We start from the raw sequence: 26506 nt of genomic DNA, 5'->3' as shown, positions 1-26506 counted from the left end.
GGTGTCTCTCCCAGTTCTCCGGGCTCTCGGCCGGTCGTCCGCGGCCGGTGATCGATCGTAGCCCGACCTCGCCGAAACCGGACGGGACCGGTTCGGCCGCTCTTCGGTCAACTCGATTGACGCGTCCCGCCCTCTCCTCTGTGCTGTCCGGTGGCGGAAGGCGCGAAGCCCGGGTGGCGCACGGCCCGCGGCGGGGGCGCGACCCGGGGGGAGGGCGGCGGATGACCGGCGGATCGGCACGGACGAACGGACCGGCGCGAACGGAAAGACCGGCACCGACGGAAAGACCGGCACGGGCGGACGGGGCCCCGTGGGCGGAGTTCGGGCGGCAGTTGCGCTCCCTGCGCCGGGCGGCCGGGCTCACGCAACTGCAACTCGGCCTGCGGGTGGGCTACCACCACTCCGCCGTGAGCAAGCTCGAGGCGGGCCTGCGCGAGCCGCCCGTGGGGCTGGTGCGCAGGCTCGACGCGGTGCTGGAGACGGGCGGGGAGCTGGCCGCGGTCGTCGCCGCACCGCGCGAGGTGCCGCGGCCGGGCAGCGGCCCGGTCGACCCGGCGCTGTTCGCGCCGCTGCCCGGCGCGGACGTCCCCGCGGGGCAGGGCGCGCCGGACGCCCGGATGTGGCCCGCGCGGCTGCCCGCCGAGGGGCTGGCCTGCCCGCTGCACGGCACCGCGGGCTGCGCGGTGCCCGAACCGGGTGAGTTACCGGCGCTGCTCGGCGGGCCGGGACCGGCGGGCGGTGCGGCCCCGGCGTGGGGCGCGGGCGGCGAAACGGCGGTCGCCGAGACGGAGTTGCTGCACGGCCTCACCGCCGTCCTGGCCTGCCTGATCCGCGAGGCGTTCCGGTACGAGGGCCGCGTGAGTGCCGTGGAGGGACTGCTGCGGGCCCTGGCCCGCTGGGCCGGCGAGGTCAACTCCGCCGGGCGGCTGCCGTACGGGCAGTTGCGGCTCGGCGCCCAGTACGCCCAGGTCGCCGGGCGGTTGCGGATGGAGCGCGGTCAGATCGGCGTGGCGATGGCCTGGTTCGGCCACGGCCTGCGCTGGGCGGACGCCGTCCAGGACGCCTCGGCCCGCGCGACCCTGCTCAGCGACATGTGCACCCTGGTCCGGCTCGACGGGGACCCTTCCCTGATGCTCGGGTACGCGCAGGGCATCGGCGCGGTGGACGCGCGACGCCGGTGGATGGCCACCCTCTCCGACCTGTACCAGGCACGCGGCCACGCCCTGGCGGGCGACGCGGCGGCCTGCCGCCACCACATCTCCCTGGCCCGCCGGGGATTCGCCCGCCTCGGCCCGCAGGACCACCTGGAGGCGCCCTGGATGGCCGGGGCCGAGGGCGCGATGCGGGTCGACTCGGCGATCGGCGGCGCCCTGCGCGACCTCGCCGTGGCGACCGGGGACCGGGCGGCGGCCCGGCGTGCGGTGGACGCCACCGCACGCTCGCGCGCACAGGTGCCGCCGCAGATGCGGAGCGCCCGGCTGCTGCTCACCCTGCGCCTGGCGGACAGCTGGGCGTGTGCCGGCGATCCGGGCGCCGCCGTCGCCCTCGCCACGGAGGCCCTGCCGGAGGCGGTGCGCTCGCGCGAGTCGATGGTCACCGCCGAACTGCGCGGCCTGCACAGCCGGCTCACCGGGAAGTGGGCCGACCTGCCCGAGGTCAAGGCGTACCGGGAGCGGCTGCTGGACGCGGGGGAGTGAGCCGGGAGTCACCTCCCCGGCGGCCCCACCCGTACTTGCCGGAATTTGACAGGACCGCACCGCGCCCGCGGAGCCGTTGATTGCGGTGCGTCGGGGTGTGAGGGTTCCGCCAGCCCGCGACCTGACATGCAAATGACATCCGATGGCCGCGTCCCCGCACCCCAGGGTGCGCGTCCGGCATGTCACGGCCCAGGTCGGCCCGCAAGGAGCCCCCCACTCTCACAAGGAGCCACGATGCTCAGACAGACCGCGGTGGCCGGGACAGTCCTGGCCATGACACTCGCAGGGGTGGTGGTACCGACCTCCCTCGCCTCGGCCTCGGAGCGGTCCGCGCCCTCCGCGGCGCAGCCCACCCCCGTCGAGAGGGCCGTCGCCGCGGCCGACCAGGCCGTACGCAGCGGCCTGGACGCCCTCGTCGCCGGCGGCCCCGACGAGCAGTACGACCGCCACCAGGTCACCCCCTGGGACGAGAACCTGTTCTCCGTCGCCTACGAGCGCACCTACAACGGTCTCCCGGTGGTCGGCGGCGACGCCGTCGTCCTCGCCGACGGCAAGGGCAGGGTCCGCGCCGTCCAGTCCGCCACCGAGGCCGCGATAGCCGTGCCCACCGAGACCGGGATCAAGGCCGAGCAGGCGGTGAAGACCAGCCGCAAGCGGCTCGCGAACGTCGACAAGGTCGACTCCAAGCGCCTGGTGGTCCGCGTCAAGGACGACGTCCAGACCCTCGCCTGGGAGACCGTGCTCGTCGGCACCACGGAGGACCACGTGCCCAGCAGGCTGCACGTGTTCGTGGACGCCCGCACCGGCAAGGTCGTCGACAGCTACGACGACGTGAAGGCCGGCACCGGCCACAGCGAGTGGAACGGCCCCGACCCGCTGACCATCGACACCTCCCGCTCCGGCAGCCAGTACGCCCTGCGCGACACCACCCGCCCCGGACTGCAGTGCTCGGACTACAACGGCGGCCTGTTCACCGGACCGGACGACGACTGGGGCACCGGCAACGCGTCCAGCCGTGAGACCGGCTGCGTCGACGTCATGTACGCGGCGCAGAAGGAGTCGGACATGCTCCGCGACTGGCTCGGCCGCAACGGCCACAACGGCAACGGCGGCAGCTGGCCCACCTCGGTCGGTCTCAACCAGCTCAACGCCTACTGGGACGGCTCCCGGGTCACCATCGGCCACAACAGCGCGGGCAAGTGGATCGCCGGCATGGACGTGGTGGGCCACGAGTACGGCCACGGCCTGGACAGCTTCACCCCCGGCGGCGCCAACCACGAGAGCGGCCTGGGCGAGGCCACCGGCGACATCATGGGAGCCCTGACCGAGGCGTACGCGAACCAGCCGGCTCCCCACGACACCCCCGACTACACCGTCGGCGAGGAGATCAACCTCCAGGGCCGCGGACCGATCCGCAACATGTACAACCCCCAGCTGGTCAACAACGACCCCAACTGCTACTCCTCCGCCATCCCGGGGACCGAGGAGCACGCGGCGGCCGGGCCGATGAACCACTGGTTCTACCTCCTCGCCGAGGGCTCCAACCCCGGCGGCGGCAAGCCCTCCAGCCCCACCTGCGACGGCAGCCAGGTGACCGGCATCGGCATCCAGAACGCCGGGAAGATCTTCTACGGCGGCATGCTGCTCAAGACCAGCGGCATGACCTACAAGCGCTACCGCAGCGCCACCCTCACCGCCGCCAAGAACCTCGACCCGTCCTGCGACCTGTTCGACCGCACCAAGGCGGCCTGGAACGCGATCGACATCCCGGCCCAGAGCGGCGACCCGACCTGCGTCCGGCAGGAGACCGACTTCTCGCTGGCCCTCAGCCCGGCGAGCGGCAATGCCGAGGCGGGCTCCGCGGTCAACGCCACCGTGAACACCACCACCGTCGCCGGCAGCGCCCAGCAGGTGTCGCTGACCGCCACCGGCACCCCGCCCGGCGTCAGCGTCACCTTCAGCCCCGCGACGGTCACCTCCGGTTCCAGCTCGGCCATGCGCGTGTCCACCACCTCCGGCACCGCCGCGGGCACCTACTCGCTCACGGTCAAGGGCACCGCGGGCAGCAAGAGCCACACCGCCCAGTACACCCTCACCGTCGGCGGCGGCAACCCGGGCACCCCGCCCGACGTCGACGTGGCCCAGGTGCAGGCCCACCTCGCCCAGTTCGGCTCGATCGCCGCGCAGAACGGCGGCAACCGCCGCTCCACGGGCACCGGGTACGACGCCTCCCTCGCGTACGTGAAGGGCAAGCTGCAGGCGGCGGGCTACACCGTCACCGAGCAGACCTGCACCTCCGGCTGCTCCGCCGGCGCGGGCAACAACCTGATCGCCGAGTGGCCGAAGGGCGACGCGAACAGCGTCTACATGTTCGGCGCCCACCTCGACGGCGTCTCGGCCGGCCCCGGCATCAACGACAACGGCTCCGGTTCCGCCGCGCTCCTCGAGGCGGCGCTGACCCTGGCCGAGCAGAACCCGACGATGAAGAACCGCGTCCGCTTCGCCTGGTGGACCGACGAGGAGCAGGGCCTGAACGGCTCCGACTTCTACGCCCGGACCCTGTCCTCGACCGAGCGCGCCAGGATCAAGGCGTACTACAACTTCGACATGGTCGGCTCCGTCAACGGCGGCTACTTCATCAACAATCTGACCTCCTCGGCCTCCGCCCCGATGCGGGAGTACTGGACCTCCCTCGGCCTCGCCCCGCAGGAGAACGTCGAGGGCCAGGGCCGCTCCGACGACTACTCGTTCCAGCAGGTCGGCGTCCCGACCTCCGGCTACGCCACGGGGGCCTCCGCGATCAAGTCGTCCACGGAGGCCGCCAAGTGGGGCGGCACCGCGGGCCGGTCCTACGACCCGTGCTACCACTCCGCCTGCGACACCACCTCCAACATCAGCGCCACCGCGCTGAACCGCAGCGCCGACGGCATCGCGTACACCATCTGGAAGACCGCCGTCGGCGACGCACCGAACCCGCAGGACGACTTCTCGATCTCCGCGAACCCGTCCTCGGGGACGGTCGAGCCGGGCAACTCCGCGACTGTCACCGTGAACACCGCCACCACCAGCGGTGACGCCCAGAACGTGCGGCTGACGGCCTCCGGCGCGCCCACCGGCGTGAGCGTGGGCTTCACCCCGGACTCGGTCACCTCGGGCCAGTCCTCCACCGCCACGGTCCAGGTCGCCGCGGGCACCGCCCCCGGCACCTACACCCTGACCCTCACGGGTACGGGCACCGTCACGCACACCACCACGTACACCCTCACCGTGCCCGGCGACGGCGGCGGCGAGACCACCTGGCAGCTGGGAGCCACCTACGCGGCCGGTGACGTGGTCAGCTACGACGGCGTCAGCTACCGGTGCATCCAGGGCCACACGGCCTACCCCGGCTGGGAGCCGCCCAACGTCCCGGCTCTGTGGCAGCGCCTCTGACACGCGACTGAGCACCGCCCGACACGCCGACGGGCGGTGGGGTTCGCACCGAACCCCACCGCCCCCGGGCGCGGCTTCGCCCTCAGAACTTCGGCGTCGGCGCCTGCGCCTCGACCATCTCCGCGGCCTCCTCCTCGGTCCCCACCGACGGCGGAGAGCCCGCCAGCGGCTGCTGGGCCGTCTCCTTCATGCAGGCCACGGCCACGACACCGAACAGGGCCGCCGCCATCGAGTAGTAGGCGGGCATCATGTCGGAGCCGGTCACACTGATCAGCGCGGTGATCACCAGCGGCGTGGTCCCGCCGAAGATCGACGCCGACAGGTTGTAGCCGACCGACAGGGACCCGTACCGCACGTTGGTCGGGAACATCGCCGGCAGCGCCGCCGACATCGTGCCCAGCAGACAGACCAGCGACAGGCCGAGCATCAGCATGCCGCCCGAGACCGCGAGCAGACTGCCCTCCTGCACCAGCACGAAGGCCGGGGCGGACAGCACGAAGAACCCGATCATGCCGGTCATCAGGACGGGCTTGCGGCCGAAGTGGTCGGAGAGCCGGCCGACCTGGTTGATGATCAGCATCAGCAGCACCATCGTCGCCACCAGGATCATCAGGCCGTGGCTCTCGCTGTAGTCCAGCTCGTCCGACAGGTACGTCGGCATGTACGACAGCAGCATGTAGTCGGTGATGTTGTACGCGCCCACCAGCGCGATGCACAGCACCAGCGACCGCCAGTGAGTGCGGAAGATCTTGGCGAGGTCGCCCCGCGCGGTGGTCTCCACCGCGGTCGCCGCCTCGGAGATGTGGACGTTGGAGTCCTCCAGCTTCAGGAAGGCGGGCGTGTCGTCCAGCCTCAGCCGCAGGTAGATACCCACGATGCCGAGCGGGGCCGCGACCAGGAAGGGGATCCGCCAGCCCCAGGCGTCCATCGTGTCGCTGCCGAGCCCCGCCGTCAGCGCGGTGACGAGACTGGCCGCACCGGTGTACCCGGCCAGCGTCCCGAGCTCCAGGAAGCTGCCGAAGAATCCGCGCCGCTTGTCGGGCGCGTACTCGGCGATGAAGGTGGACGCGCCGCCGTACTCGCCGCCGGTGGAGAAGCCCTGGAGCAGGCGGAACAGGATCAGCAGCACCGGCGACCAGAAGCCGATCGAGTCGTAGCTGGGGATGAACCCGATGGCGGCCGTGCCGATCGCCATGAGGATCATCGTCAGCGCCAGCACCTTCTTGCGGCCGATCTTGTCACCCATCGGGCCGAAGACCATGCCGCCGATCGGCCGCACCAGGAACGCCACGGCGAACGTGGCGAACGAGGAGAGCAGCTGCGCGGTGTCGCTCCCGGAGGGGAAGAACACCCGGCCGATCGTGCCCGCCAGGTAGGCGTAGATGCCGAAGTCGAACCACTCCATGGCATTGCCGAGAGAGGCCGCCTTGACGGCACGCTTGACGGCGGCCTCGTCCGTGACGGTGATGTCCGACCGGCGCAGTCGGGGGTTCCGCCGGCGCTTGATCGCCCGGAACAGGGCGGGGTGGCGGCGCACCGCCGCGGCGTCGGTCTCCGGTCCGTTCTCGGTGGGGGACGTGGCGGCCTCCCTTTCCACGCGCAGACACTCCGGACGGAGCGCTGCTCGGTCGTACGTCTCTCAGCTCGTACCCGTTCCCCCGATCATGCTGGGTATGGTCGTGACTTCGGTCATGTGACTGGGCCGATGAGGTGAGCGGTCGGTGAGTACGCTTCGCACATGCGTATCTCCGTCTCCTCCGACATGGACGAACCCGTCGCCCGGCTCCTCGTCGAGGAACTGCGCTCACGCGGCCACGAGGTCCGCGCGCACGGCGCGCTGAGCCCCGGGGCGGACCCGCGGTGGGCCGCCTGTTCCGAGCAGGCGGCCCGCGAGGTCGCCGAGGGGCGGGCCGACCAGGCCGTGGTGTGCTGCTGGACCGGCACCGGCGCCTCCATCGCCGCCAACAAGGTGCCGGGCGTCCGCGCCGCCCTGTGCGCCGACGCGTACACCGCCGACGGGGCCCGCCGCTGGAACGACGCCAACGTGCTCGCGCTGAGCCTGCGGCTGACGTCCGGGCCGTTGCTGCGGGAGATCCTCGACGCCTGGTTCGCGGGCGGGCCGAGCGGGGACGCCGAGGACCGGGACAACGTCACCCACGTGGAGCGGCTCGACGAGGACCGTCGAGCCGCTCGGTGAATCCCGGCGGGCGGGTCAGGAGGTCAGGACCTTCTCCAGTGTCCCGAGGGCCCCGGTCAGCTCCTCGGCCGTGACGGTCAGCGGCGGTGCGAGACGGATCGTGGAGCCGTGGGTGTCCTTGACCAGGATGCCCTCGCGCATCAGCCGCTCACTGATCTCGCGTCCGCTGCCCAGTGCCGGGTCCACGTCCACGCCCGCCCACAGCCCCCGCGCCCGGAAGCCGACGACACCCCTGCCGACCAGGGCGGCGAGCCCCTCGCGCAGCACCGCGCCCAGCTCGGCCGCCCGGCGCTGGAACTCGCCGGTCTCCAGCAGCTCCACCACCGCCGTGCCCACCGCGGCGGCCAGCGGATTGCCGCCGAACGTCGAACCGTGCTCGCCCGGGTGCAGCACACCCAGCACCTCACGGCGGCCGACCACCGCCGACACCGGGACGATGCCGCCGCCCAGCGCCTTGCCGAGCAGCACCACGTCCGGCACGACCGACTCGTGCTCGACGGCCAGGGTGTGCCCGGTGCGGCCCAGTCCCGACTGGATCTCGTCCGCGACGAACAGACAGCCCTTGTGCCGGGTCAGCTCCCGCACCCCGGCCAGGTAGCCGTCGTCCGGGATCAGCACGCCCGCCTCGCCCTGGATCGGCTCGATCAGCACGGCCGCCGTCGTCTCGTCGACCGCCGCCTCCATCGCGGCCAGGTCGTTGTACGGGACGATCCGGAAGCCGGGCGTGAAGGGGCCGAAGCCGCAGCGGGCCGTCTCGTCGGTGGAGAAGCTCACGATCGTCGTCGTACGGCCGTGGAAGTTGTCCGCCGCGACCACGATCGTCGCCCGGTCCGCCGGGACGCCCTTGACGTCGTACGCCCACTTGCGGGCCACCTTGATGCCGCTCTCCACCGCCTCCGCACCGGTGTTCATGGGCAGCACCATGTCCGTGCCGGTCAGGGCGGCCAGCCGCTCGGCGAAGCCCGCGAGCCGGTCGTTGTGGAAGGCGCGCGAGGTGAGCGTGAGCCGGTCCAGCTGCCGGTGGGCGGCCTCGATCAGCGCCGGGTGGCGGTGGCCGAAGTTGAGCGCCGAGTACCCGGCCAGCATGTCCAGGTAGCGGCGGCCCTCGACGTCCTCGACCCAGGCGCCCTCGGCGCGGGCCACCACGACGGGCAGCGGGTGGTAGTTGTGCGCGAGGACGGGCTCCTCCGCGCGGATCAGTTCCTCGGAGCCGCGGTCGGTGCGGGCGGGTGCGGTCATGAGCGGGTCTCCCGGATCTCCTGGGTGCAGCACTTGATGCCGCCACCGGCCTTGTGGAACTCGGACAGGTCGACGGGGACCGGCACATAGCCGAGACCGGCGAGCCGGTCGGCCAGGGCCCGGGCCTCCGGCGCGATGAACACGTGCCGCCCGTCGGACACGGAGTTGAGCCCGAACGCCATCGCGTCCTCGCGGGTGGCGATCACCGCGTCCGGGTAGAGCCGCTCCAGCACCTCCCGGCTGCCGGGTGAGAAGGCGCCGGGGTAATAGGCGATGTTACCGCCGTCCGCGTCCGACCCCTCCTCCAGCACGAACAGCGCCGTGTCCAGGTGGTAGAAGTACGGGTCCACGAGGGTCAGCGAGATCACCGGCACGCCGAAGAACTCCTGCACCTCGCGATGGGCCGTACGGGTGGTGCGGAACCCCGTGCCGGCCAGGATCCAGCGGCCGGCCGGGGCCAGATCGCCTTCCCCCTCGCAGACCGACTCGGGATGGTGGACCTCGAAGCCCTCCGTCTTGAACCACGCCTCGAAGGGCACGGACTCCGGACGCCGCTCGGGCGCGTGGAAGAGGGAGCCGAAGACCCGGCCCTCGACCACGACAGCGCAGTTCGCGGCGAAGACCATGTCGGGCAGGCCGGGGACCGGCGCGACGGTGTCCACGGTGTGGCCGTGGGCACGGTAGGTGTCGACCAGCGCCTGCCACTGGTCGAGGGCGCGGACGACGTCGACCGGTCGGCCGGTGCTCATCCACGGGTTGATCGCGTACTGCACGGCGAAGTGTCTGGGTTCGCAGACCACGAAGCGCCGCCGGCGCGGCACACGGGACTCGGGCACGAAGGGGTACCTCCGCTCCTCACGGTGCGTGACTGGTGGTTGACACCACGGTAAGAAGTGACGGCCGAGCCCGACAAGCGACGAAAGCTGCGTGTTCCCGCAAGAACGCTGCGTCTTTCACCTGGTCAGCGCAGCTCTGCTGCGTCTGCCGCGTCGTCGGGGGCGAGCAGGGCCGCTCCTGCCTCGGGACTTTCCGGGATCAGGTGGGACAGCACCATCACGCTGATCGTCTTCCGGATGAACGGCTCCGCACGAATCCGCTCCAGCACCTCCTCGAAATGCTCCACGTCCCGCGCCCGCACGTGCAGCAGCGCGTCCGCGCCGCCGGTCACCGTCATCGCCGCGGTGATCTCCGGATAGCCCCGCACCACCTCCGCGAGCCGCCGCGGCGGCGCCGCCCCCTCGCAGTACACCTCCACGTACGCCTCCGTGCGCCAGCCCAGCGCGGAGGGCCGCACCGTCGCCGTGAAACCGGTGATCACGTCGGTCTCGCGCAGCCGGTCCACCCGGCGCTTGACCGCGGTCGAGGACAGTCCGATCTCCGCGCCGATCTCGGCGAAGGACGTCCTGGCGTTCTCCATCAGGGCGGTGACGATCTTCCGGTCGAGTTCGTCGAACGAAGCGGGCCTGCTGCTCATGCGGGCACTGTATCCAGCGGATACGTGCACGCCGGGCCCGTGTGCAGGCGTACGGATTGCTCCTACACTCCAGCCTCATGCTGCGCGCCCTGGCTGTCGACGACGAACGCCCCACGCTCGAGGAACTCGTGTACCTGCTGAACGCCGATCCCCGCATCGGCGCGGCGGAGGGCGCGAGCGACGCGACCGAGGCGCTGCGCCGCATCAACCGGGCCCTGGAGTCGGGCCCCGACGGCCCCGACGCCATCGACGTCGTCTTCCTCGACATCCAGATGCCGGGCCTCGACGGACTGGACCTGGCCCGGCTGCTCACCGGCTTCGCCCGGCCGCCACTGGTCGTGTTCGTCACCGCGCACGAGGACTTCGCCGTCCAGGCATTCGACCTGGACGCCGTCGACTACGTCCTCAAACCCGTGCGCCGGGAGCGGCTGGCCGAGGCGGTGCGCCGCGCCGCCGAGCAGCGCGGCGCGACACCCCCCTCGCCGCGGATACCGGTGCACGGACCCGACCCCGACCACATCACCGTGGAACTCGGCGGCGTCGCCCGCTTCGTCCCCGTGGACGACATCACCCACGTCGAGGCCCAGGGCGACTACGCCCGCCTGCACACCGACAAGGGCAGCCACCTCGTCCGCATCCCCCTGGCCACCCTGGAGGAACGCTGGCGGGCGCGCGGCTTCGTCCGCATCCACCGCCGCCACCTCGTCGCCCTGCGCCACATCGGCGAACTCCGCCTGGACGCCGGCACCGTCAGCGTCCTGGTCGGCAGCGAGGAACTCCAGGTCAGCCGGCGCCACGCCCGGGAGCTGCGGGACCTGCTCATGCGGAGGCCGTGACCCCATGCCCCAGGACCCCGCAGAACGGCGCGTCACCGTCACCGGCCCGCCCAGGCGCGCACGCCGGGCCTCCGGCTACTACCGCCCGCGCACCGAGATCGACGAGCAGACCACCCTCGGCCACACCTATGTCCGCTCCCTCATGCGCAGCCAGCTGCGGGCCGGCCTCACCGCCCTCGCGGTCCTCGGTCTCCTCGTCGGACCGCTGCCCCTGCTCTTCGCGGCGCTGCCCGACGCCCGCGGCCTGGAGTGGGCCGTCCTCGGCTTCGGCCTGTACGCCCCGCTGGTCCTCCTGGCCCGCTGGTACGTGCGCCGCGCCGAGCGCAACGAACGCGACTTCGTGCGGCTCGTCGAGGACCGGTGACCATGCGGAACGAGGCCGTGCAGGCACCATGAACTCCAGCTACGCGATACCCGCCGTCGCCCTCGTCGTCGTGGCCACCGTCCTCGTCGGCGCCTTCGGCCTGCGCATCTCCCGGACCACCTCCGACTTCTACGTCGCCTCCCGCACCGTGGGCCCCCGCCTCAACGCCGCCGCCATCAGCGGCGAGTACCTCTCCGCCGCGTCCTTCCTCGGCATCGCGGGCCTGGTCCTCGTCCAGGGCCCCGACATGCTCTGGTACCCGGTCGGCTACACCGCCGGCTACCTCGTGCTGCTGCTGTTCGTCGCCGCCCCGCTGCGCCGCTCGGGCGCCTACACGCTGCCCGACTTCGCCGAGGCCCGGCTCGCCTCCCAGGGGGTGCGGCGGCTCGCGGGTGCCTTCGTCGTCGGGGTCGGCTGGCTGTACCTGCTGCCCCAGCTCCAGGGCGCCGGGCTGACACTGAGCGTGCTCAGCGGGGCGCCCGACTGGCTGGGCGGGGTGATCGTCGCCGTCGTCGTCACCGCGATCGTCGCGGCCGGCGGCATGCGCAGCATCACCTTCGTCCAGGCCTTCCAGTTCTGGCTCAAGCTCACCGCCCTGCTCGTCCCCGCCTTCTTCCTGGTGCTGGCCTGGCAGGCCGACGGCGCCCCCGGCCGTCCCTTCGACGAACCCGCCACCTTCCGCGAGCAGCGCTCCGTACAGGTCGACGACAGCCTCACCCTCAAGCTCGACGAGCCGCTCACCGTCACCGTCCACGGCACCGTGGACGGCCGCGCATACCACGGAGACCGCGTCGCCCTGCCCGCGGGCACCCACCGCATCGCGGCCGGCGCCCGCCTCACCTTCGCCGCGGACACCCCCGTCCCGGCCGCCGGACGAGGGGCCGACGACGCCCTGTCCCCGTCCCGGGCCGAAAGCCGCACCGAACGCCCGCTGTACGCCACGTACGGCCTGATCCTGGCCACGTTCCTGGGCACCATGGGGCTGCCGCACGTCGTGGTCCGCTTCTACACGAGCCCGCACGGCGTCGCGGCCCGCCGCACCACCGTCGCCGTGCTCGGCCTGATCGGCGCCTTCTACCTGCTGCCGCCCCTCTACGGCGCCCTCGGCCGCCTCTACGCCCCCGAGCTGACCCTCACCGGGGACGCCGATGCCGCGGTCCTGCTGCTGCCCGACCGGGTCATCGGGGGAGTGGGCGGCGACCTGCTGGGCGCGCTGGTCGCGGGCGGTGCCTTCGCCGCGTTCCTGTCCACCGCGTCGGGGCTCACCATGGCCGTCGCGGGCGTCCTCACCCAGGACGTGCTGCCGTCCCGCGCCGTGCCCCACTTCCGGCTGGGCACCCTGCTCGCCATGGCCGTGCCACTGGCGGCGAGCGCGCTGGTCGGTGGGCTCCCGGTCGCCGACGCCGTGGGCCTCGCCTTCGCGGTGTCCGCCTCCTCCTTCTGCCCCCTCCTGGTCCTCGGCATCTGGTGGCGGCGCCTGACCCCGCCCGGCGCGGCCGCCGGGATGCTGGTGGGCGGCGGCTCCGCCCTGCTCGCCGTCGCCGCCACCATGGGCGGCGTCCCGAGCGGCGGCGGATCGCTGCACGCGCTGCTGGCCTGGCCCGCCCTCTGGTCGGTGCCGCTGGGCTTCCTCACCATGGTGCTGGTCTCCCTCGCCACCCCGGGCCGGGTGCCGGCCGGGACGGCGGCGATCCTGGCCCGCTTCCACCTGCCGGAGGAGCTGGGCACGGAGGAACTGCGTACCGACGCCCCGCGCACCGAGGACCTGCGCTCGAACGGCCTGGAGGCGGCGGCCGACCCGCGCAAGGTGCGCGCTGTGCGCGATGTGCGTGAGGAGCCGACGCGGTGAGCGGCTCCGTGGGCGGTTTCCTGGCGGGGCTGGCCGTCGCCCTGCTCCCGCTGCTGGCCGCCGGTTTCTGGCTGGGGCGGCGCACGGCCCGGCCGCAGCACCTCGGCGGCCTGGGCACCCCGGTCGAGCACGCCACCTTCCAGACTTTGCACACCGCCTCCCTGGCCACACCCCCGCTGCGGGCGGGCCTGACGGAGGAGACCGCCGGGAAGTCGGCCCGCAAGCTCCGCTCGCTGCTCGGCACGGACGCGCTGTGCCTGACCGACCTCAAGGAGGTCCTGGTCTGGGACGGCGTGGGCAACCACCACCGCGCCGAGATCATGGAGCGACTCGCCGGGCCGCTGGAGACCGGCCGCGGCGAGGCATTCCGGCTCACCTGCGACACACCGGACTGCACGGTGCGCTGGGCGGTCGTCGCCCCGCTCACCGTGGACGACCGGGTGCACGGCGCCCTCGTCGCCTGTGCGCCGCGCGAGTCCGCCGTCCTGGTCCGCGCCGCCGGGGAAGTGGCCCGCTGGGTCTCCGTCCAGCTGGAGCTGGCCGACCTCGACCAGTCCCGCACCCGGCTCATCGAGGCCGAGATCAAGGCGCTGCGGGCCCAGATCTCCCCGCACTTCATCTTCAACTCGCTCGCGGTGATCGCCTCCTTCGTGCGCACCGACCCCGAGCGCGCCCGCGAGCTGCTCCTGGAGTTCGCCGACTTCACCCGCTACTCGTTCCGCAGGCACGGCGACTTCACCACCCTCGCCGACGAGCTGCACGCCATCGACCACTACCTGGCGCTGGTGCGGGCCCGCTTCGGCGACCGCCTCGCCGTCACCCTCCAGGTCGCCCCGGAAGTGCTGCCGGTCGCGCTGCCCTTCCTCTGCCTCCAGCCGCTCGTCGAGAACGCCGTCAAGCACGGCCTGGAGGGCAAGGCCGACCGGTGCCGCATCCAGATCACCGCCCAGGACGCGGGCGCCGAGGCCCTGGTCGTCATCGAGGACGACGGCGCCGGCATGGAACCGGACCTGCTGCGCCGCATCCTCGCGCGCGAGGTCAGCCCGTCGGGCGGCATCGGACTGTCCAACGTCGACGACCGCCTCCGCCAGGTCTACGGGGACGACCACGGCCTCGTCATCGAGACGGCCGTCGGCGCGGGCATGAAGATCACGGTTCGGCTGCCGAAGTACCAGCCGGGCGTGCACTCGGCGGGCCGGCTCGGCCGCGACTGAGCGGCCGAGCCGGCCCGCCGAGTGACGGGGCGCCCCGCACGGGGCTCAGGCGCTGCGGGTGGCCACCAGCCCCAGGGTGATCAGACCGAGCACGACCCAGCCGAACCACAGCCAGCCGTTGCTCCCGAGCGCCACCGTGTACGCCGTCACCGCGACGAGGCCGCCGATGGTGAGCGCCCCCATCGTCTTCGTCGAACTGTCCGTGGAACCGGGCATCGCAACACCCTCCTCGTGTCCGTTGCCCTCCATGGTGCCCCGTTCAGCCGCCGCGTGTGTCCAGTGAGGCGAGGTAGGCGTTGTACGCCGCCAGCTCCTTGTCGCCGTCGCGGTCGGCGGCCCGGTCGCTGCGCCGGGCCTGGCGCTCCTCCGAGGCGTACCACTGGAAGAGCAGCGCGAGCAGCACAAGCACGGACGGGACCTCGCTGAAGGCCCAGGCGATGCCGCCGGCCGCGTTCTGGTCGGAGAGCGCGTCGATGCCGAGCGAGGCGGGCGGGTTCTTGAACGTCTCGACCATCGGGGAGGAGGCCATCATCAGCGCGATCCCGAAGAACGCGTGGAACGGCATGCCCGCGAACAGCTCCAGCATCCGCATCAGGTAGCCCGGCCGGTGCGGGCCCGGGTCCACGCCCATGATCGGCCAGAAGAACACCACACCGACGGCGAGGAAGTGCACCATCATCCCGATGTGCCCGGCCTGCGAGCCCATCAGGGTGTCGAAGAGCGGGGTGAAGTACAGGGCGTACAGGCTCGCGATGAACAGCGGGATGGTGAACGCCGGGTGCGTGATGATCCGCATGTAGCGGCTGTGCAGCAGCATCAGCAGCAGCTCACGGGGCCCCTTGCGGCCACGGCCCGCCGGGGGCAGCGCGCGCAGCGCCAGCGTGATCGGGGCGCCGAGCAGCAGCAGGATCGGCGACACCATGCTGATCACCATGTGCTGGACCATGTGCACGCTGAACATGACCATGCCGTAGTCGTTCAGCTTGGTGCACATCATCAGGGCGACGCTCAGCACACCGGCCACGAAGGCCACGGTCCGGCCGACGGGCCACTTGTCACCGCGCCGCACCAGGCGGGCGACGCCCCAGCCGTACAGCGCCAGTCCGAGCAGGCAGGCGACCAGGAAGAAGGGATCCGCCGACCAGGCGAGCCCCCGCCCCAGCGTGAACGGCGGCAGATCCATGGTCATGCCGTGCCCGCTGTGATCCATCCGCCCGCTCCTGTTTCGTGGGGGTTGAGCGCGGTTGAACGCCGCTTGTCCGAAGCAAGCGTAGAACCGCCCCCGGCGACATCTGCGACCGGGGGCGGTGAAAGCGCCCTGAAGGGGCGCGGGGCTGTATCAATCTGAGGCTCCGCCGCGTGGGCGCGAGCAACCACGTACCAGCCGCAGACGGCGTACTACAGCGACCTCAAAGAACGCACTCCGCCTCCGCGTACCGCGCGTCCGGCACCGTCTTCAAGGACTCCACCGCGTCGGCGAGCGACACCATCTCGATGTCCGTCCCGCGCAGGGCCGTCATCTTCCCGAACTCCCCACGGTGCACCGCCTCCACCGCGTGCCACCCGAACCGCGTCGCCAGCACCCGGTCGTACGCGGTCGGCGTGCCGCCGCGCTGGACGTGCCCGAGGATCACCGGGCGGGCCTCCTTGCCGAGCCGCTCCTCCAGCTCGATGGAGAGCTGGCGGGCGATCCCGGCGAAGCGCTCGTGGCCGTAGACGTCCTTGCCGCCCTCGTCGAAGTCCATGGTCCCGGCCTTCGGCTTGGCGCCCTCTGCGGCCACCACGATCGCGAACCGCTTGCCCGCGGAGAAACGCTCCCCGACCTTCGCGGTCAGCTCGTCGATGTCGAAGGGCCGCTCCGGGACGACGACGGCGTGCGCGCCGGCGGCCATGCCCGAGTGCAGCGCGATCCAGCCGGTGTGCCGGCCCATGACCTCGACGATCAGCACCCGCTGGTGGGACTCGGCGGTGGTCTTCAGCCGGTCCAGGGCCTCGGTGGCGACGGTCACCGCGGTGTCGAAGCCGAAGGTGACGTCGGTGACCGCTATGTCGTTGTCGATGGTCTTCGGCACGCCCACGATCGGCAGGCCGTTGTCGGACAGCAGCCGGGCCGCCTTCAGCGTGCCCTCGCCGCCGATCGGGATGATCGCGTCGAGACCCAGCTCCCCGACGTGGCCGCGGGCGCGCTCCACGCCGTCCCGCAGATGCTCGGGACGGACCCGGGAGGAGCCGAGGATGGTGCCGCCGCGGGCCAGGATGCCGCTGACCGCGTCGAGGTCGAGCTTGAGGTAGTCGCACTCCAGGAGGCCCTTCCAGCCGTCCCGGAAACCGATGACCTCGTCGCCGTGGTCGACGACGGCACGGTGCACGACGGACCGGATGACGGCGTTCAGGCCGGGGCAGTCGCCGCCGGACGTGAGGACACCAATGCGCATAGCCCGAAATACCTTCTCAACGTGGCACGGGTCCGGACCGCGCTGTCCGGCTCGATCCCCGCCACCCTAGCGGTACGAGGGGGCGGGGCCGAACCACGCGTCCGCCTACTGGACGCACCCGCTCACCTGTGCGGATGCGTCATCAGACGGGCCCCCGGGAGGGGCTCAGGCAGGCTGCTGCGCAGCTGTGCCTACGCAGGCTGCTGCGCAGCTGTGCCTACGCAGGCTGCTGCGCAGCCGCGATGCGCTCGTTGCGGAGCGCCTCGTACCAGCGGTCGTCGGTCGGCGGCAGCGCGTTCACGTCGAGGGCCAGCTTGAGCAGCAGGTCCGCGATCTGCGGGTTGCGGGCCAGCACGGGGCCGTGCATGTACGTGCCGAAGACCGTGTCGTTGTACGCGCCCTCCGTGCCGTCCCCCGTGCCGTTGCCGTTGCCGAAGCGGACCTGGGCGAGCGGGCGGGCGTTGGGTCCGACGTGGGTGACGCCCTGGTGGTTCTCGAAGCCGGTCAGCGGGGGCAGACCGAGGCGCGGGTCGATGTCGCCGAGGACGTCGCCGACGCACCGCGCGCCCTCGCCGCGGGTGGACACCACGTCGAGCAGGCCGAGGCCCGGCTCGCGCTGGCCGAGGTCGTTGATGAACTCGTGGCCCAGGATCTGGTAGCCGGCGCAGACCGAGAAGACGATCGCGCCGTTCTCCACCGCCCGGTACAGGCCGCCGTCGCGCCGCAGCCGCTCGGCCGCGAGCCGCTGCGGCCGGTCCTCGCCGCCGCCGACGAGGTAGATGTCGCCGGAGGTCGGGATGGGCTGGTCGCTGCGCACGTCGAGCCGGGCCACGTCGAGGCCGCGCTGGCGCGCCCGGCGCTCCACGACGAGAGCGTTGCCCTGGTCGCCGTAGGTGCTGAGCAGGTCCGGGTAGATCCAGACGATCCGCAGTTGGTTGTCGCTCACGAAAATCCCCTGAAGTCTCGCGGTCAGTTGCCGACGCGGCGGCGCAGGTCCTGGAAGGCGGTGTAGTTCGCGATGACCTCGATGCGTCCCGGCGGGCACAGCTGCACCGCCTGGTCGAGGTCCTCGCACACCTGGAACTGCTGGTTCGCGACCTCCAGGCGCACCGCGAGGTCCAGCTTGCGGTCGCCGACCACACAGATCGGGTGGCCGGACAGCCGGGTGTAGTCCACGTCCCACAGCCAGGAGGTGTCGGTGCCGTCGGCGCCGCGCGCGTTCACCGAGAGGATCACCGGGGCGGGCGGCGGGTCGATCAGCGAGAAGGTCTCCAGCCAGCCCGCCGGGTTCTTGGCGAGCAGCAGTCGCAGGTCGCGGCCCTGGAACTGGACCACGTCGTAGCGCCCGGCGACCGCCTGCACCTGGTACATGCGCTCCAGGGCGACCTGCGGCGGCACCCCGAAGACGGCGGCGACGGCGGCGGAGGAGGCGGCGTTGGCCTTGTTGGCGCGGCCCGGCAGCTGGAGGTGGATCGGCCAGGCGGAGCCGTGCGGGTCGAGGACGTGGTCGCCGGACAGGGCCCAGCTCGGCGTCGGGCGCCGGAAGCCGCACTCGCCGCAGAACCAGTCGTCGCCGGGGCGCTGCATCACGCCGCCGCAGGACGGGCAGGACCAGGCGTCGTCCTTCCACATCTGGCCCGCGGCGACCCAGATCACGTTGGGGGAAGAGGACGCGGCCCACACCACCAGCGGGTCGTCGGCGTTGGCGACGACCACGGCCTTCGAGCCGGCCAGGCCCTCGCGCCAGTTCTCGGCGAGCATGCGGGTCTCGGCGGCGCGGTCCAGCTGGTCGCGGGAGAGGTTGAGCAGCGCGATGCACTTCGGTTCGGTGGCCTGGGCGACGCCGACGAGGTACTTCTCGTCGACCTCGATGACCCCGTAACGGGCGTCCGCGCCGCCCGCGAGCGCCGAGGTGATGCCGGCCGGCATGTTGGCGCCGAGCGCGTTGGAGACGACCGGACCGGCCGCCTTGAGCGCCTCGGCGATGAGCCGGGTGGTGGTGGTCTTGCCGTTGGTCGCCGAGACGAGGGTCACGTCCAGGTGCCCGGCGAGCCGGTGGAGGAGGTCGGGGTCGAGTTTCAGCGCGACCCGGCCGCCGATCACCGAACCGCTGCCGCGCCCCGCGGCGCGCGATGCCGCCGCGACCGCCTTGCCCGCGGTCACGGCGATCTTGGCCCGCGGCGTGAGCGGGTCCGAGTTGCCTGCCATCAGTTCTCGATCCTCCTTGCCGTACGCGCCGCGCCTGAAGCCTGTGAAGCCTGACGGCCACGTGGTGTGGACCTCAGCCTATCGAGATCCATTCGCACTCCCGAATCGCGGCACCGGCCACCGGTTCCGGCGGTGGGCGCGTGCCGCCGGGGGACACAGGGACCTTACTCTGACCGCCATGCGACAAGGCTCCATCCCGGGCGCCCACGGGCGCGTCCGTCCCCTCGGCCTCCTCGGCGACCCCGTCCTGCACGCTCCCTGCGCGGAGGTGACGGACTTCGGTCCGCAACTCGCGGCGCTCGTGGAGGACTTGTTCGCGACCATGTACGCCGCCCACGGCGTGGGCCTGGCCGCGAACCAGATCGGCGAGGCGCTGCGCGTCTTCGTGTACGACTGCCCGGACGACGAGGACGAGCGGCACCTCGGGCACGTGGTGAACCCCCGGCTGGTGGAGACCGGCGGGGTGGTGGTGCGCGGTCCCGAGGGCTGTCTGTCGCTGCCGGGCCTGGAGGCGGGGACCGAGCGGCACGACGAGGCGGTGGTGACGGGCTTCACGATGGCCGGTGCGCCGGTCACCGTACGCGGGACGGGGTTCTTCGCCCGGTGCCTCCAGCACGAGTGCGACCACCTGGAGGGGCGGATCTACGCCGATCGCCTGACCGGCCGGCGGCACCGGAAGCTGATGCGCCAGGTGGCCCGGGCGTCCTGGCAGCGCTGAGCGCCCGCGCCGACGACGGACCGGGGGAGGCCGGAGGTCAGAACCCCGGGCCGCCCGCCTTGTCGCCCGCCTCGGCGAGCCGGCCCCACAGCAGGTCGGCCAGGGTGCGGACCAACTCCTCCCGGGGGCAGGGTCGTTCGCCCAGCCACCAGTCCCCGGCGGCGTGCATCATGCCGACGATCCCGTGTCCCCACACCCGGGCCAGCTGCTGGGTGCCAGGACCGACGTCGAGCCGCTCCTCGATGACCTGGGCCAGCTCCTCGCCCATCCGGCGCAGCAGCGGCGCCGAGTGCTTGCCGACGTCGAAGCCCTGCTCGGACTGGTCGCCCGGGGTGCCGGCCCCCTCCGCCGGATGCATCAGGAACCGGTAGACCTGCGGGCGGGCCTCGATGGCCGCCAGATAGGTGTCCAGGGTGGACTCGACGCGCTGCCGCCGCTCCGCCGGAGCGTCCAGCGCGGCCCGCAGCGAGGCGAGGAGGGCGTCCGTGTGCCGGACGGCGAGGGCGGCGTAGAGTCCGCCCTTGTCGCCGAAGTGCCGGTACAGGATCGGCTTGGTGATGCCGGCCTCGGCGGCGATGGCGTTCATCGAGGCGTGCGGACCGTCGCGCAGCACCACCCGGTCGGCGGCCTCGAGCAGCTCGCGCCGTCTGCGGTCGGCGGACGTCTGCTGATCGGTCCGCTGCGTGGTGTTCATGTGCTCTCCCCACCCGTGCTGTTTCGGTGACGCCTGCGCAAACTAACACTCACAGGGCACGTGACATCGAACGGGAGGGCGAGGGGGTCCCGGGAGTTGACTTTTCCTACCCGCCGGTAACAGACTCGGGGTTACCGCAAGTAACATGCATTGGGCGTCACTGGAGGGGACATGGCCGAGTTCACCATGGAGCTGAGCGACGAACAGAAGGAGGTCCGGGACTGGCTGCACGGCTTCGCGGCCGACGTCATCCGCCCCGCGGCCGCCGAATGGGACGAGCGCGAGGAGACCCCCTGGCCCGTCATCCAGGAGGCCGCCAAGGTCGGCATCTACTCCCTGGACTTCTACGCCCAGCAGTACTTCGACTCCACCGGCCTCGGCATTCCCATGGCGATGGAGGAGCTGTTCTGGGGCGATGCGGGCATCGCCCTGTCGATCGTCGGCACGGGCCTCGCCGCCGTCGGCGTCCTCGCCAACGGCACCGAGGAGCAGATCGGCACCTGGATCCCCCAGATGTACGGCGACGCCAATGACGTCAAGGTCGCCGCCTTCTGCTCCTCCGAGCCCGACGCCGGCTCCGACGTCGCCTCCATGCGCACGCGTGCCGTGTACGACGAGGCCAAGGACGAGTGGGTCCTCAACGGCACCAAGACCTGGGCGACCAACGGCGGCATCGCCAACGTCCACGTCGTCGTCGCCGTCGTCGACCCGGACCTGGGCTCCAAGGGCCACGCCTCGTTCATCGTGCCGCCGAGTACGCCGGGTCTTTCCCAGGGCCAGAAGTTCAAGAAGCACGGCATCCGCGCCTCGCACACCGCCGAGGTCGTCCTCGACAACGTGCGCGTGCCCGGCTCCTGCCTGCTCGGCGGCAAGGAGAAGCTGGACGCCCGCCTGGCCCGTGCCCGGGAGAAGGCCAAGAAGGGCGGCGAGCGCGTGAAGAACGCGGCGATGGCCACCTTCGAGGCGTCCCGTCCGGCGGTCGGCGCGATGGCGGTGGGCACCGCGCGCGCCGCGTACGAGGTGGCGCTGGAGTACGCGCAGACCCGTGAGCAGTTCGGGCGGCCGATCATCGACAACCAGGGCGTCGCCTTCCAGCTCGCCGACATGCGCACGTCCATCGACGCGGCGCGGCTGCTGGTGTGGCGGGCCTCCTGGATGGCGATCAACGGCAAGCCGTTCACGGCGGCCGAGGGCTCGATGTCCAAGCTGTTCGCGAGCGAGACCGCGAAGAAGGTGACCGCCCAGGCGGTCCAGATCCTGGGCGGCAACGGCTACACGCGGGAGTACCCGGTGGAGCGGATGCACCGCGACTCCGCGATCTACACGATCTTCGAGGGCACGAGTGAGATCCAGCGGCTGGTGATCGCTCGGACGCTGGCCGGGATGCCGATTCGCTAACCGTGTCGCAGCGGCGTGAGCTGCTCGATGTCGTACTTCGCCCGTAGGGCCTCGATCGCCTCCTGGTCCGGTGGGCCGCCGTTTCCGAGGATCTCCAGCAGTTCCTCGAAGTAGCGCTCGTGGTCCGGGGGCGGGCTGGCCTGGAAGAACATCTTGGCCGGCTCGCCCGTCGGGTTCGCGAACGCGTGCGGGCAGCCCGGGGGTACGACGATGACCGTGCCCGGGGTGGCGCGCACCACCCGGCTGCCCGAACTCGACTCCCACTTTCGCCAGCTGTCCGGCGTACGGACCCTCGGCTCGAAGGCGAGCACGTCCAGCTCGCCCTCCAGCACGTAGAACAGCTCCTCGCTGCGGGTGTGCACGTGGGCGCCGACGTCGAACCCCGGCGGCACGATCACCTCGAAGGTGGACGCCATGCGCGAGTGCGAACCGGTCACCTTGAAGGTCACGTGCTGGGCCGGGGCCTGCACCACCCTGCCCTGACCCGGCGGCACCAGCAGCCCCTCGGCCGCCGCCACCAGGCCGCTCACCAGGTCACCGGCAGGGCCTCGGGCCCGCGGATCAGCGCACCCTTCTTGAAGGGCACGTCCTCGGGCGCCACCGCGAGCTTCATCCCCGGCACCCGGTCAAGGACCGCGTCGACGAGCAGCTCCGACTCCAGCCGGGCCAGCATGCCGCCCGGGCAGTAGTGCGGGCCGAAGCCGAAGGACACGTGCGGGTTGGGGCTGCGCTCGAAGTCGACGGTGTCCGGGTCGGAGAAGACCTCCGGGTCCCGGTTGGCCGCCAGGTACGACACGTAGACCGCGTCGCCCGCGCGGATCCGCACGCCCTTGATCTCCACGTCCTCCAGGGCGATCCGGGACAGCCCCACGGCGTTGCGGTGCGGGATCCAGCGCAGCAGCTCGTCGATGGCCCGGGGGCGGATCTCCGGCTCGGAGCGCAGGCGTTCGGCCAGCTCCGGACGGGTCAGCAGCAGGTGGAACATCTGCCCGCTGTTGTTGGTGACCGCCTCGCCGCCGATCTGCAGCAGGACCGCGAGCCCCACCGCCTCCTCCAGCGTGATCTCGTCCCGCCCGACGGCGCCGCCCAGCAGCGAGGTGACGTCCTCGCCGGTGCTGTCCGACCGGAGGCCGATGAGATCCGAGAAGTAGGCGTTCATGTCGTTCTTGGCCCGCTCGCTGACCTCGGCGCCGTGCGAGGAGGACAGGATCAGCTGGGTCCAGGTGTGCATGGTGTGCCGGTCGGTGGCCGGCACACCCATCAGCTCGCAGATCACCGCGATGGGGAACGGGCTCAGCACCGCCTCGGTCAGGTCGGCGGGCGGACCGGCCTTCAGCATGGCGTCGACCAGCTCGTCCAGCATGGCCCTGGACCGCTCGCGCACGCGCTCCACGCCCCGCGCGGTGAAGGCCGCGGCCACCGAGCGGCGCAGCCGGGTGTGGTCCGGCGGGTCCAGGAAGCCGACCGCGCCGCGCGCCGGGATGAAGTGCGGGGCCAGCCGGGTGACCTGCCGGTCCATCACGGCCTCGCGCCCGAACCGCGGGTCGTTGGTGACCAGGCGCACATCGTCGTGACGGGTCACCAGCCAGGCCCAGCCCTCGCCGTTGGGCAGCGAGATCCGGGTGACGGGACCCTCGCGCATCAACTCGGCCAGCACCGGGTCGAAGTCGCTGCCGGGCAGGTCGACGGCCGGCCAGTCCCGAACGGGCGGCGCGGTCTGGGAAATCGTTTCTTCGCTCACGTCTGCCTCACACTCCGCGTCACATCCCGGGACACGTCCCGCGTCATCTCCTGCCGCACGTTGCGCCGCACGTCCGCCGTCTGCCAGCAGCCCAGGGACATCTCCGCGGTGATGCCGGGACCGAACCCGGCCAGCAGCCCGCGGGCCCCCTCCTCGACGCCGCCTTCGTCGAAAAGCCTGCGCAGCGCGTCCAGGACGACGGCGCTGGCGATGTTGCCGTACTCGGTGAGCGTGGCCCGGCTGAAGCGGAACGCGTGCGGGTCGACCTGCAGGAACTTGCTGAGGTCGTCGAGGATCCTGGGGCCGCCCGCGTGCACGATGTAGAAGTCCAGGTCGGCGGCGTCCCAACCGTGCTCGCCCGCCAGGCTCTTGAGCGCCGGCGCGAGCGGCTCCATGGTGGCCGGCACCCGCTTGTCCAGCAGGAAGTGGAAACCGGTCGCCTTCACGTCGTACATGATCCATTCCTCCGTCTTGGGGATCAGGTACGAGCCGTTGCGCTCCAGGCGCACTCCGGTGCCCCCCTGGCCGCGGACCACCGCGGCGGCGATGCCGTCGCCGAAGAGTCCGTTGCAGAGCAGGGAGCCCACGCCGAGGTCGGTGGGCTGGTAGCACAGCGAGCAGAACTCGCAGGCCACGATGAGCGCGTTGGCCTCGGGGTAGGCGGTGCAGAAGTCGTGGGCCCGGTTGATCGCCGCGCCGCCGGCCGCGCAGCCCAGCTGGGCGATGGGTATCTGGCGCGTGGTGCTGTCGAAGCCCATCTCGTTGATCAGCCACGCCGTGAGCGAGGGCATCATGAAGCCCGTGCACGAGACGTAGATGATCACGTCGATGTCCGTGGTGAGCAGCTCGGCGTCGTCCAGGGCCCGCTGGACGACGGCGGGGACGCGGGACTTCGCCTCCCGCTCGTAGACCTTGTTGCGGTCCTCGAAGCCCGGGTGCTTCAGGGTCTCCTCGATGGGCTGCACGATGTGCCGGGTGCGGACCCCGGTGTTCTCTATCAGCCGGAGGGCGAGAGGCAGTTGAGGATGCTCGGTGTGGCGCCTGCGCGCCAGCTCCAGCGTCTCCTCCATCGTGATCACGTGCTCCGGGACGGACACCGAGGGTCTGCACAAAGTCGCCATGAACCGTGCCTGCTTTCGCCTCGCGGAAGGCTTGCGCCCCCCGGCCGGAAAGTGCTGCACCTTCTCAGGGGTGCCCGTCCACGATCACCCACCGGGGCGGTGATCTCTCGCCGGATTACTCCGTCTCGGGGAACGCGTCGGCTCGGGCCAGGGCGTCGGCTCGGGTCAGGGCGTCAGGAGGTGCGGCCGCTGCTGTGGGCGATGCACGCCACGTCGATCCGGTCGGCCAGCTTGGCCAGCTCGATGGTGAGCGCCGCGACGGTGTCCTCGTCCAGGCTCTCCTCGCCGGTCTCCACCAGCCGCAGCCATCGCCCGCCGACCGTGCGCAGCAGCTTGCTCACGTCGGACGCGGCGACCTGGAGCGTGCCGCGGTCGTCGACGATCAGAGGCAGGGTCACTTCGCGGTTCACAAAGGGGATCGTAGTCGCGGAAGGCTCACGCTCCGTGCCATACGGTGGTGATGTTGCAGAACTCGCGGATTCCGTGCCCGGACAGCTCACGCCCGTAGCCCGACCGCTTGACCCCGCCGAACGGGAACGCCGGGTGGGACGCCGTCATCCCGTTGACGTACACGCCGCCCGCCTCCAGGTCCCGGACGAAGCGGTCCACGTCGGCGTCGTCGCGGGTCCACACGTTGGAACTGAGCCCGAAGTCCGTGTCGTTGGCGATCAGGACCGCCTCGTCCAGGTCGGCCGCCCGGTACAGCGTGGCGACCGGGCCGAATGCCTCCTCGCGGTGGATGCGCAGCTCGCGGGTGACGTCCGCCAGGACGGTCGGCGGGTAGTACCAGCCCGGCCCGTCCGGGCGTTCGCCGCCGCACAGTACGCTCGCGCCGCCGCGCACCGCGTCGTCGACCAGTTCCACCAGGTCGTTGAGGCCCTGCTCGCTGGAGAGTGGGCCGACCTCGGTCTCCTCGTCCATCGGGTCGCCGACCTTCAGGGCCCGCATGCCCTCGGTGAAGCGCTCGGCGAAGGCGTCGTACACGTCCGTGTGGACGATGAACCGCTTGGCGGCGATGCACGACTGCCCGGCGTTCTGGGTGCGCGCGGTCACCGCCACCGCGGCGGCCCGCTCGACGTCCGCGGACGGCATGACGACGAACGGGTCGCTGCCGCCCAGCTCGAGGACCGTCTTCTTGATCATCTCCCCGGCGGTGGAGGCCACCGCGCGGCCCGCCGGCTCGCTGCCGGTGAGGGTGGCGGCCCGCACCCGCTCGTCGCGCAGGATGTCGTCGACCTGGGCGGAACCGATGAGGAGCGTCTGGAAGCAGCCCTCGGGGAAGCCCGCCCGGTGGAACAGGTCCTCCAGGTAGAGGGCGGTCTGCGGCACGTTCGAGGCGTGCTTGAGCAGCCCGACGTTGCCCGCCATCAGCGCGGGCGCCGCGAACCGGATCACCTGCCAGAGCGGGAAGTTCCACGGCATCACCGCGAGCACCGGGCCGAGCGGGCGGTAGCGGACCAGGGCCCGGGAGGCGCCGGAGTCCTTCACGTCGGCGTCGTCCGGCTCCTCGTCGGCCAGCAGTTCGGCCGCGTGGTCGGCGTACCAGCGCATCGCCTTGGCGCACTTGGCCGCCTCCGCGCGGGCCTGCTTGACCGGCTTGCCCATCTCCGTGGTGATGACCTTGCCGATCTCCTTCTGGTCGGCCTCCAGGAGGTCGGCGGCCCGGCGCATCAGCCCGGCCCGCTCGTAGAACCCCGTGGTCCGGTAGGTGCGGAAAGTGGCCTCCGCGAGCTCGATCCGGCGCTCGATCTCCTCCTCGCCCATGGCCTCGTACGTCCTGAGCGTCTCGCCGTTCGCCGGGTTCACCGTCGCGATGGGCATGGCCGACCTCCCTGGGTGCATTCGTGCTTCGACCTTGGCGCGCGGCGCGGGGTGCCGCAACGCGGACG

General features: G+C 72.0%; 24 protein-coding genes. 9 read left to right on the top strand and 15 right to left on the bottom strand.

Annotation, left to right across the window (positions count from 1 at the left end; genetic code table 11):
* Positions 1-221 precede the first annotated feature (221 nt).
* Both IE258_RS16440 and IE258_RS16435 read left to right on the top strand, forming a co-directional pair.
* The gene (locus IE258_RS16440; protein WP_189744133.1) at positions 222-1697 is read left to right on the top strand and encodes a helix-turn-helix domain-containing protein; all 1476 of its coding nucleotides are present in this window, start codon (positions 222-224) and stop codon (positions 1695-1697) included.
* A gap of 234 nt (positions 1698-1931) precedes the next feature.
* The gene (locus tag IE258_RS16435; RefSeq protein ID WP_189744131.1) at positions 1932-5129 is read left to right on the top strand and encodes a M20/M25/M40 family metallo-hydrolase; all 3198 of its coding nucleotides are present in this window, start codon (positions 1932-1934) and stop codon (positions 5127-5129) included.
* 82 nt (positions 5130-5211) lie between these two features.
* Here IE258_RS16435 and IE258_RS16430 read toward each other — a convergent pair whose 3' ends face one another.
* Positions 5212-6726 carry an MFS transporter gene (locus IE258_RS16430; RefSeq protein WP_159324698.1) on the bottom strand — a complete coding sequence of 505 codons (1515 nt, stop codon included), beginning with the start codon at positions 6724-6726 and terminating at the stop codon, positions 5212-5214.
* Positions 6727-6867: 141 nt separating this feature from the next.
* Between IE258_RS16430 and IE258_RS16425 the strand changes: the two genes are divergently transcribed.
* Positions 6868-7326: an RpiB/LacA/LacB family sugar-phosphate isomerase gene (locus IE258_RS16425; protein ID WP_189744129.1), complete on the top strand. Its 459-nt coding sequence runs from the start codon at positions 6868-6870 to the stop codon at positions 7324-7326.
* 15 nt (positions 7327-7341) lie between these two features.
* On the opposite strand, the gene rocD is transcribed toward IE258_RS16425, so the two are convergent.
* The 3 genes from rocD to IE258_RS16410 all read right to left on the bottom strand — a co-directional run bounded on the left by rocD (position 7342) and on the right by IE258_RS16410 (position 10039).
* On the bottom strand, positions 7342-8565 hold the full coding sequence (rocD, locus tag IE258_RS16420; protein ID WP_189744127.1) for an ornithine--oxo-acid transaminase: 1224 nt from the start codon (positions 8563-8565) through the stop codon (positions 7342-7344).
* Entirely contained in the window at positions 8562-9401 is an 840-nt protein-coding gene (gene ddaH, locus IE258_RS16415) for a dimethylargininase (RefSeq protein ID WP_189744125.1), read from the bottom strand. Before ddaH ends, rocD begins: the two co-directional genes overlap by 4 nt.
* Before the next feature lie 125 nt (positions 9402-9526).
* A complete protein-coding gene (locus IE258_RS16410; protein WP_159324694.1) occupies positions 9527-10039 on the bottom strand; it encodes an Lrp/AsnC family transcriptional regulator in 513 nt (170 codons plus the stop codon).
* Positions 10040-10116: 77 nt separating this feature from the next.
* Between IE258_RS16410 and IE258_RS16405 the strand changes: the two genes are divergently transcribed.
* From IE258_RS16405 to IE258_RS16390, 4 genes are read left to right on the top strand one after another with little or no spacing between them, the layout of a single operon-like run.
* Positions 10117-10875 (top strand): LytR/AlgR family response regulator transcription factor, encoded by a 759-nt coding sequence (locus IE258_RS16405; RefSeq protein ID WP_189744123.1) that lies wholly within the window; start codon positions 10117-10119, stop codon positions 10873-10875.
* A gap of 4 nt (positions 10876-10879) precedes the next feature.
* Positions 10880-11239 carry a hypothetical protein gene (locus IE258_RS16400; RefSeq protein ID WP_161381663.1) on the top strand — a complete coding sequence of 120 codons (360 nt, stop codon included), beginning with the start codon at positions 10880-10882 and terminating at the stop codon, positions 11237-11239.
* A gap of 28 nt (positions 11240-11267) precedes the next feature.
* Entirely contained in the window at positions 11268-13088 is a 1821-nt protein-coding gene (locus tag IE258_RS16395; RefSeq protein ID WP_189744121.1) for a sodium/solute symporter, read from the top strand.
* Positions 13089-13096: 8 nt separating this feature from the next.
* Complete coding sequence (locus tag IE258_RS16390) at positions 13097-14302, top strand: sensor histidine kinase (RefSeq protein ID WP_189744429.1); 1206 nt, start codon at positions 13097-13099, stop codon at positions 14300-14302.
* A 45-nt stretch (positions 14303-14347) separates the two neighbouring features.
* On the opposite strand, the gene IE258_RS16385 is transcribed toward IE258_RS16390, so the two are convergent.
* The 5 genes from IE258_RS16385 to IE258_RS16365 all read right to left on the bottom strand — a co-directional run bounded on the left by IE258_RS16385 (position 14348) and on the right by IE258_RS16365 (position 18945).
* Positions 14348-14518, bottom strand: coding sequence for a hypothetical protein (locus IE258_RS16385; RefSeq protein ID WP_016325678.1), 171 nt, complete (start codon positions 14516-14518; stop codon positions 14348-14350).
* Between the two features lie 43 nt (positions 14519-14561).
* Positions 14562-15512 (bottom strand): cytochrome c oxidase assembly protein, encoded by a 951-nt coding sequence (locus IE258_RS16380; RefSeq protein WP_189744119.1) that lies wholly within the window; start codon positions 15510-15512, stop codon positions 14562-14564.
* A gap of 199 nt (positions 15513-15711) precedes the next feature.
* Positions 15712-16737 (bottom strand): 6-phosphofructokinase, encoded by a 1026-nt coding sequence (locus IE258_RS16375; RefSeq protein WP_189744117.1) that lies wholly within the window; start codon positions 16735-16737, stop codon positions 15712-15714.
* A gap of 217 nt (positions 16738-16954) precedes the next feature.
* The gene (locus tag IE258_RS16370; protein WP_109030302.1) at positions 16955-17683 is read right to left on the bottom strand and encodes a type 1 glutamine amidotransferase; all 729 of its coding nucleotides are present in this window, start codon (positions 17681-17683) and stop codon (positions 16955-16957) included.
* A 23-nt stretch (positions 17684-17706) separates the two neighbouring features.
* Positions 17707-18945 (bottom strand): Mur ligase family protein, encoded by a 1239-nt coding sequence (locus tag IE258_RS16365; RefSeq protein WP_087810636.1) that lies wholly within the window; start codon positions 18943-18945, stop codon positions 17707-17709.
* Positions 18946-19123: 178 nt separating this feature from the next.
* Here IE258_RS16365 and def point away from each other — a divergent pair, with 178 nt between their 5' ends.
* Positions 19124-19663, top strand: coding sequence for a peptide deformylase (gene def, locus IE258_RS16360; RefSeq protein WP_189744115.1), 540 nt, complete (start codon positions 19124-19126; stop codon positions 19661-19663).
* Positions 19664-19700: 37 nt separating this feature from the next.
* Here the strand turns inward: def and IE258_RS16355 are convergent, their stop codons facing one another.
* Positions 19701-20357, bottom strand: coding sequence for a TetR/AcrR family transcriptional regulator (locus tag IE258_RS16355; protein ID WP_087810637.1), 657 nt, complete (start codon positions 20355-20357; stop codon positions 19701-19703).
* A gap of 171 nt (positions 20358-20528) precedes the next feature.
* Here IE258_RS16355 and IE258_RS16350 point away from each other — a divergent pair, with 171 nt between their 5' ends.
* Positions 20529-21755 (top strand): acyl-CoA dehydrogenase family protein, encoded by a 1227-nt coding sequence (locus IE258_RS16350; RefSeq protein WP_159324687.1) that lies wholly within the window; start codon positions 20529-20531, stop codon positions 21753-21755.
* Here the strand turns inward: IE258_RS16350 and IE258_RS16345 are convergent.
* The 5 genes from IE258_RS16345 to IE258_RS16325 all read right to left on the bottom strand — a co-directional run bounded on the left by IE258_RS16345 (position 21752) and on the right by IE258_RS16325 (position 26438).
* Positions 21752-22285, bottom strand: coding sequence for a cupin domain-containing protein (locus IE258_RS16345; RefSeq protein ID WP_229892137.1), 534 nt, complete (start codon positions 22283-22285; stop codon positions 21752-21754). The genes IE258_RS16350 and IE258_RS16345 overlap by 4 nt on opposite strands.
* The gene (locus IE258_RS16340) at positions 22282-23496 is read right to left on the bottom strand and encodes a cytochrome P450 (RefSeq protein ID WP_189744113.1); all 1215 of its coding nucleotides are present in this window, start codon (positions 23494-23496) and stop codon (positions 22282-22284) included. The genes IE258_RS16345 and IE258_RS16340 overlap by 4 nt, the downstream gene beginning before the upstream one ends.
* The gene (locus IE258_RS16335) at positions 23493-24617 is read right to left on the bottom strand and encodes a 1,3,6,8-tetrahydroxynaphthalene synthase (protein ID WP_189744111.1); all 1125 of its coding nucleotides are present in this window, start codon (positions 24615-24617) and stop codon (positions 23493-23495) included. Before IE258_RS16335 ends, IE258_RS16340 begins: the two co-directional genes overlap by 4 nt.
* A gap of 173 nt (positions 24618-24790) precedes the next feature.
* A complete protein-coding gene (locus tag IE258_RS16330; protein WP_161376315.1) occupies positions 24791-25027 on the bottom strand; it encodes a DUF6213 family protein in 237 nt (78 codons plus the stop codon).
* Positions 25028-25052: 25 nt separating this feature from the next.
* Positions 25053-26438 carry an NADP-dependent succinic semialdehyde dehydrogenase gene (locus IE258_RS16325; RefSeq protein WP_189744109.1) on the bottom strand — a complete coding sequence of 462 codons (1386 nt, stop codon included), beginning with the start codon at positions 26436-26438 and terminating at the stop codon, positions 25053-25055.
* Positions 26439-26506 lie beyond the last annotated feature (68 nt).

This window comes from Streptomyces tendae (genome assembly GCF_014650435.1).
GTDB classification, from domain to species: Bacteria; Actinomycetota; Actinomycetes; order Streptomycetales; family Streptomycetaceae; genus Streptomyces; species Streptomyces tendae.
Note: the sequence above shows the minus strand (reverse complement) of the source record. Positions and strands in the feature narration are given on the sequence as shown.

What these genes read in the sequence shown, in the direction of transcription:
- IE258_RS16440 (WP_189744133.1), top strand. Translation starts at nt 222, where the DNA reads ATGACCGGCGGATCGGCACGGACGAACGGACCGGCGCGAACGGAAAGA.
- IE258_RS16435 (WP_189744131.1), top strand. Translation starts at nt 1,932, where the DNA reads ATGCTCAGACAGACCGCGGTGGCCGGGACAGTCCTGGCCATGACACTC.
- IE258_RS16425 (WP_189744129.1), top strand. Translation starts at nt 6,868, where the DNA reads ATGCGTATCTCCGTCTCCTCCGACATGGACGAACCCGTCGCCCGGCTC.
- rocD (WP_189744127.1), bottom strand. Translation starts at nt 8,565, where the DNA reads ATGACCGCACCCGCCCGCACCGACCGCGGCTCCGAGGAACTGATCCGC.
- IE258_RS16410 (WP_159324694.1), bottom strand. Translation starts at nt 10,039, where the DNA reads ATGAGCAGCAGGCCCGCTTCGTTCGACGAACTCGACCGGAAGATCGTC.
- IE258_RS16405 (WP_189744123.1), top strand. Translation starts at nt 10,117, where the DNA reads ATGCTGCGCGCCCTGGCTGTCGACGACGAACGCCCCACGCTCGAGGAA.
- IE258_RS16400 (WP_161381663.1), top strand. Translation starts at nt 10,880, where the DNA reads ATGCCCCAGGACCCCGCAGAACGGCGCGTCACCGTCACCGGCCCGCCC.
- IE258_RS16395 (WP_189744121.1), top strand. Translation starts at nt 11,268, where the DNA reads ATGAACTCCAGCTACGCGATACCCGCCGTCGCCCTCGTCGTCGTGGCC.
- IE258_RS16385 (WP_016325678.1), bottom strand. Translation starts at nt 14,518, where the DNA reads ATGCCCGGTTCCACGGACAGTTCGACGAAGACGATGGGGGCGCTCACC.
- IE258_RS16380 (WP_189744119.1), bottom strand. Translation starts at nt 15,512, where the DNA reads ATGGATCACAGCGGGCACGGCATGACCATGGATCTGCCGCCGTTCACG.
- IE258_RS16375 (WP_189744117.1), bottom strand. Translation starts at nt 16,737, where the DNA reads ATGCGCATTGGTGTCCTCACGTCCGGCGGCGACTGCCCCGGCCTGAAC.
- IE258_RS16365 (WP_087810636.1), bottom strand. Translation starts at nt 18,945, where the DNA reads ATGGCAGGCAACTCGGACCCGCTCACGCCGCGGGCCAAGATCGCCGTG.
- def (WP_189744115.1), top strand. Translation starts at nt 19,124, where the DNA reads ATGCGACAAGGCTCCATCCCGGGCGCCCACGGGCGCGTCCGTCCCCTC.
- IE258_RS16355 (WP_087810637.1), bottom strand. Translation starts at nt 20,357, where the DNA reads ATGAACACCACGCAGCGGACCGATCAGCAGACGTCCGCCGACCGCAGA.
- IE258_RS16350 (WP_159324687.1), top strand. Translation starts at nt 20,529, where the DNA reads ATGGCCGAGTTCACCATGGAGCTGAGCGACGAACAGAAGGAGGTCCGG.
- IE258_RS16335 (WP_189744111.1), bottom strand. Translation starts at nt 24,617, where the DNA reads ATGGCGACTTTGTGCAGACCCTCGGTGTCCGTCCCGGAGCACGTGATC.
- IE258_RS16325 (WP_189744109.1), bottom strand. Translation starts at nt 26,438, where the DNA reads ATGCCCATCGCGACGGTGAACCCGGCGAACGGCGAGACGCTCAGGACG.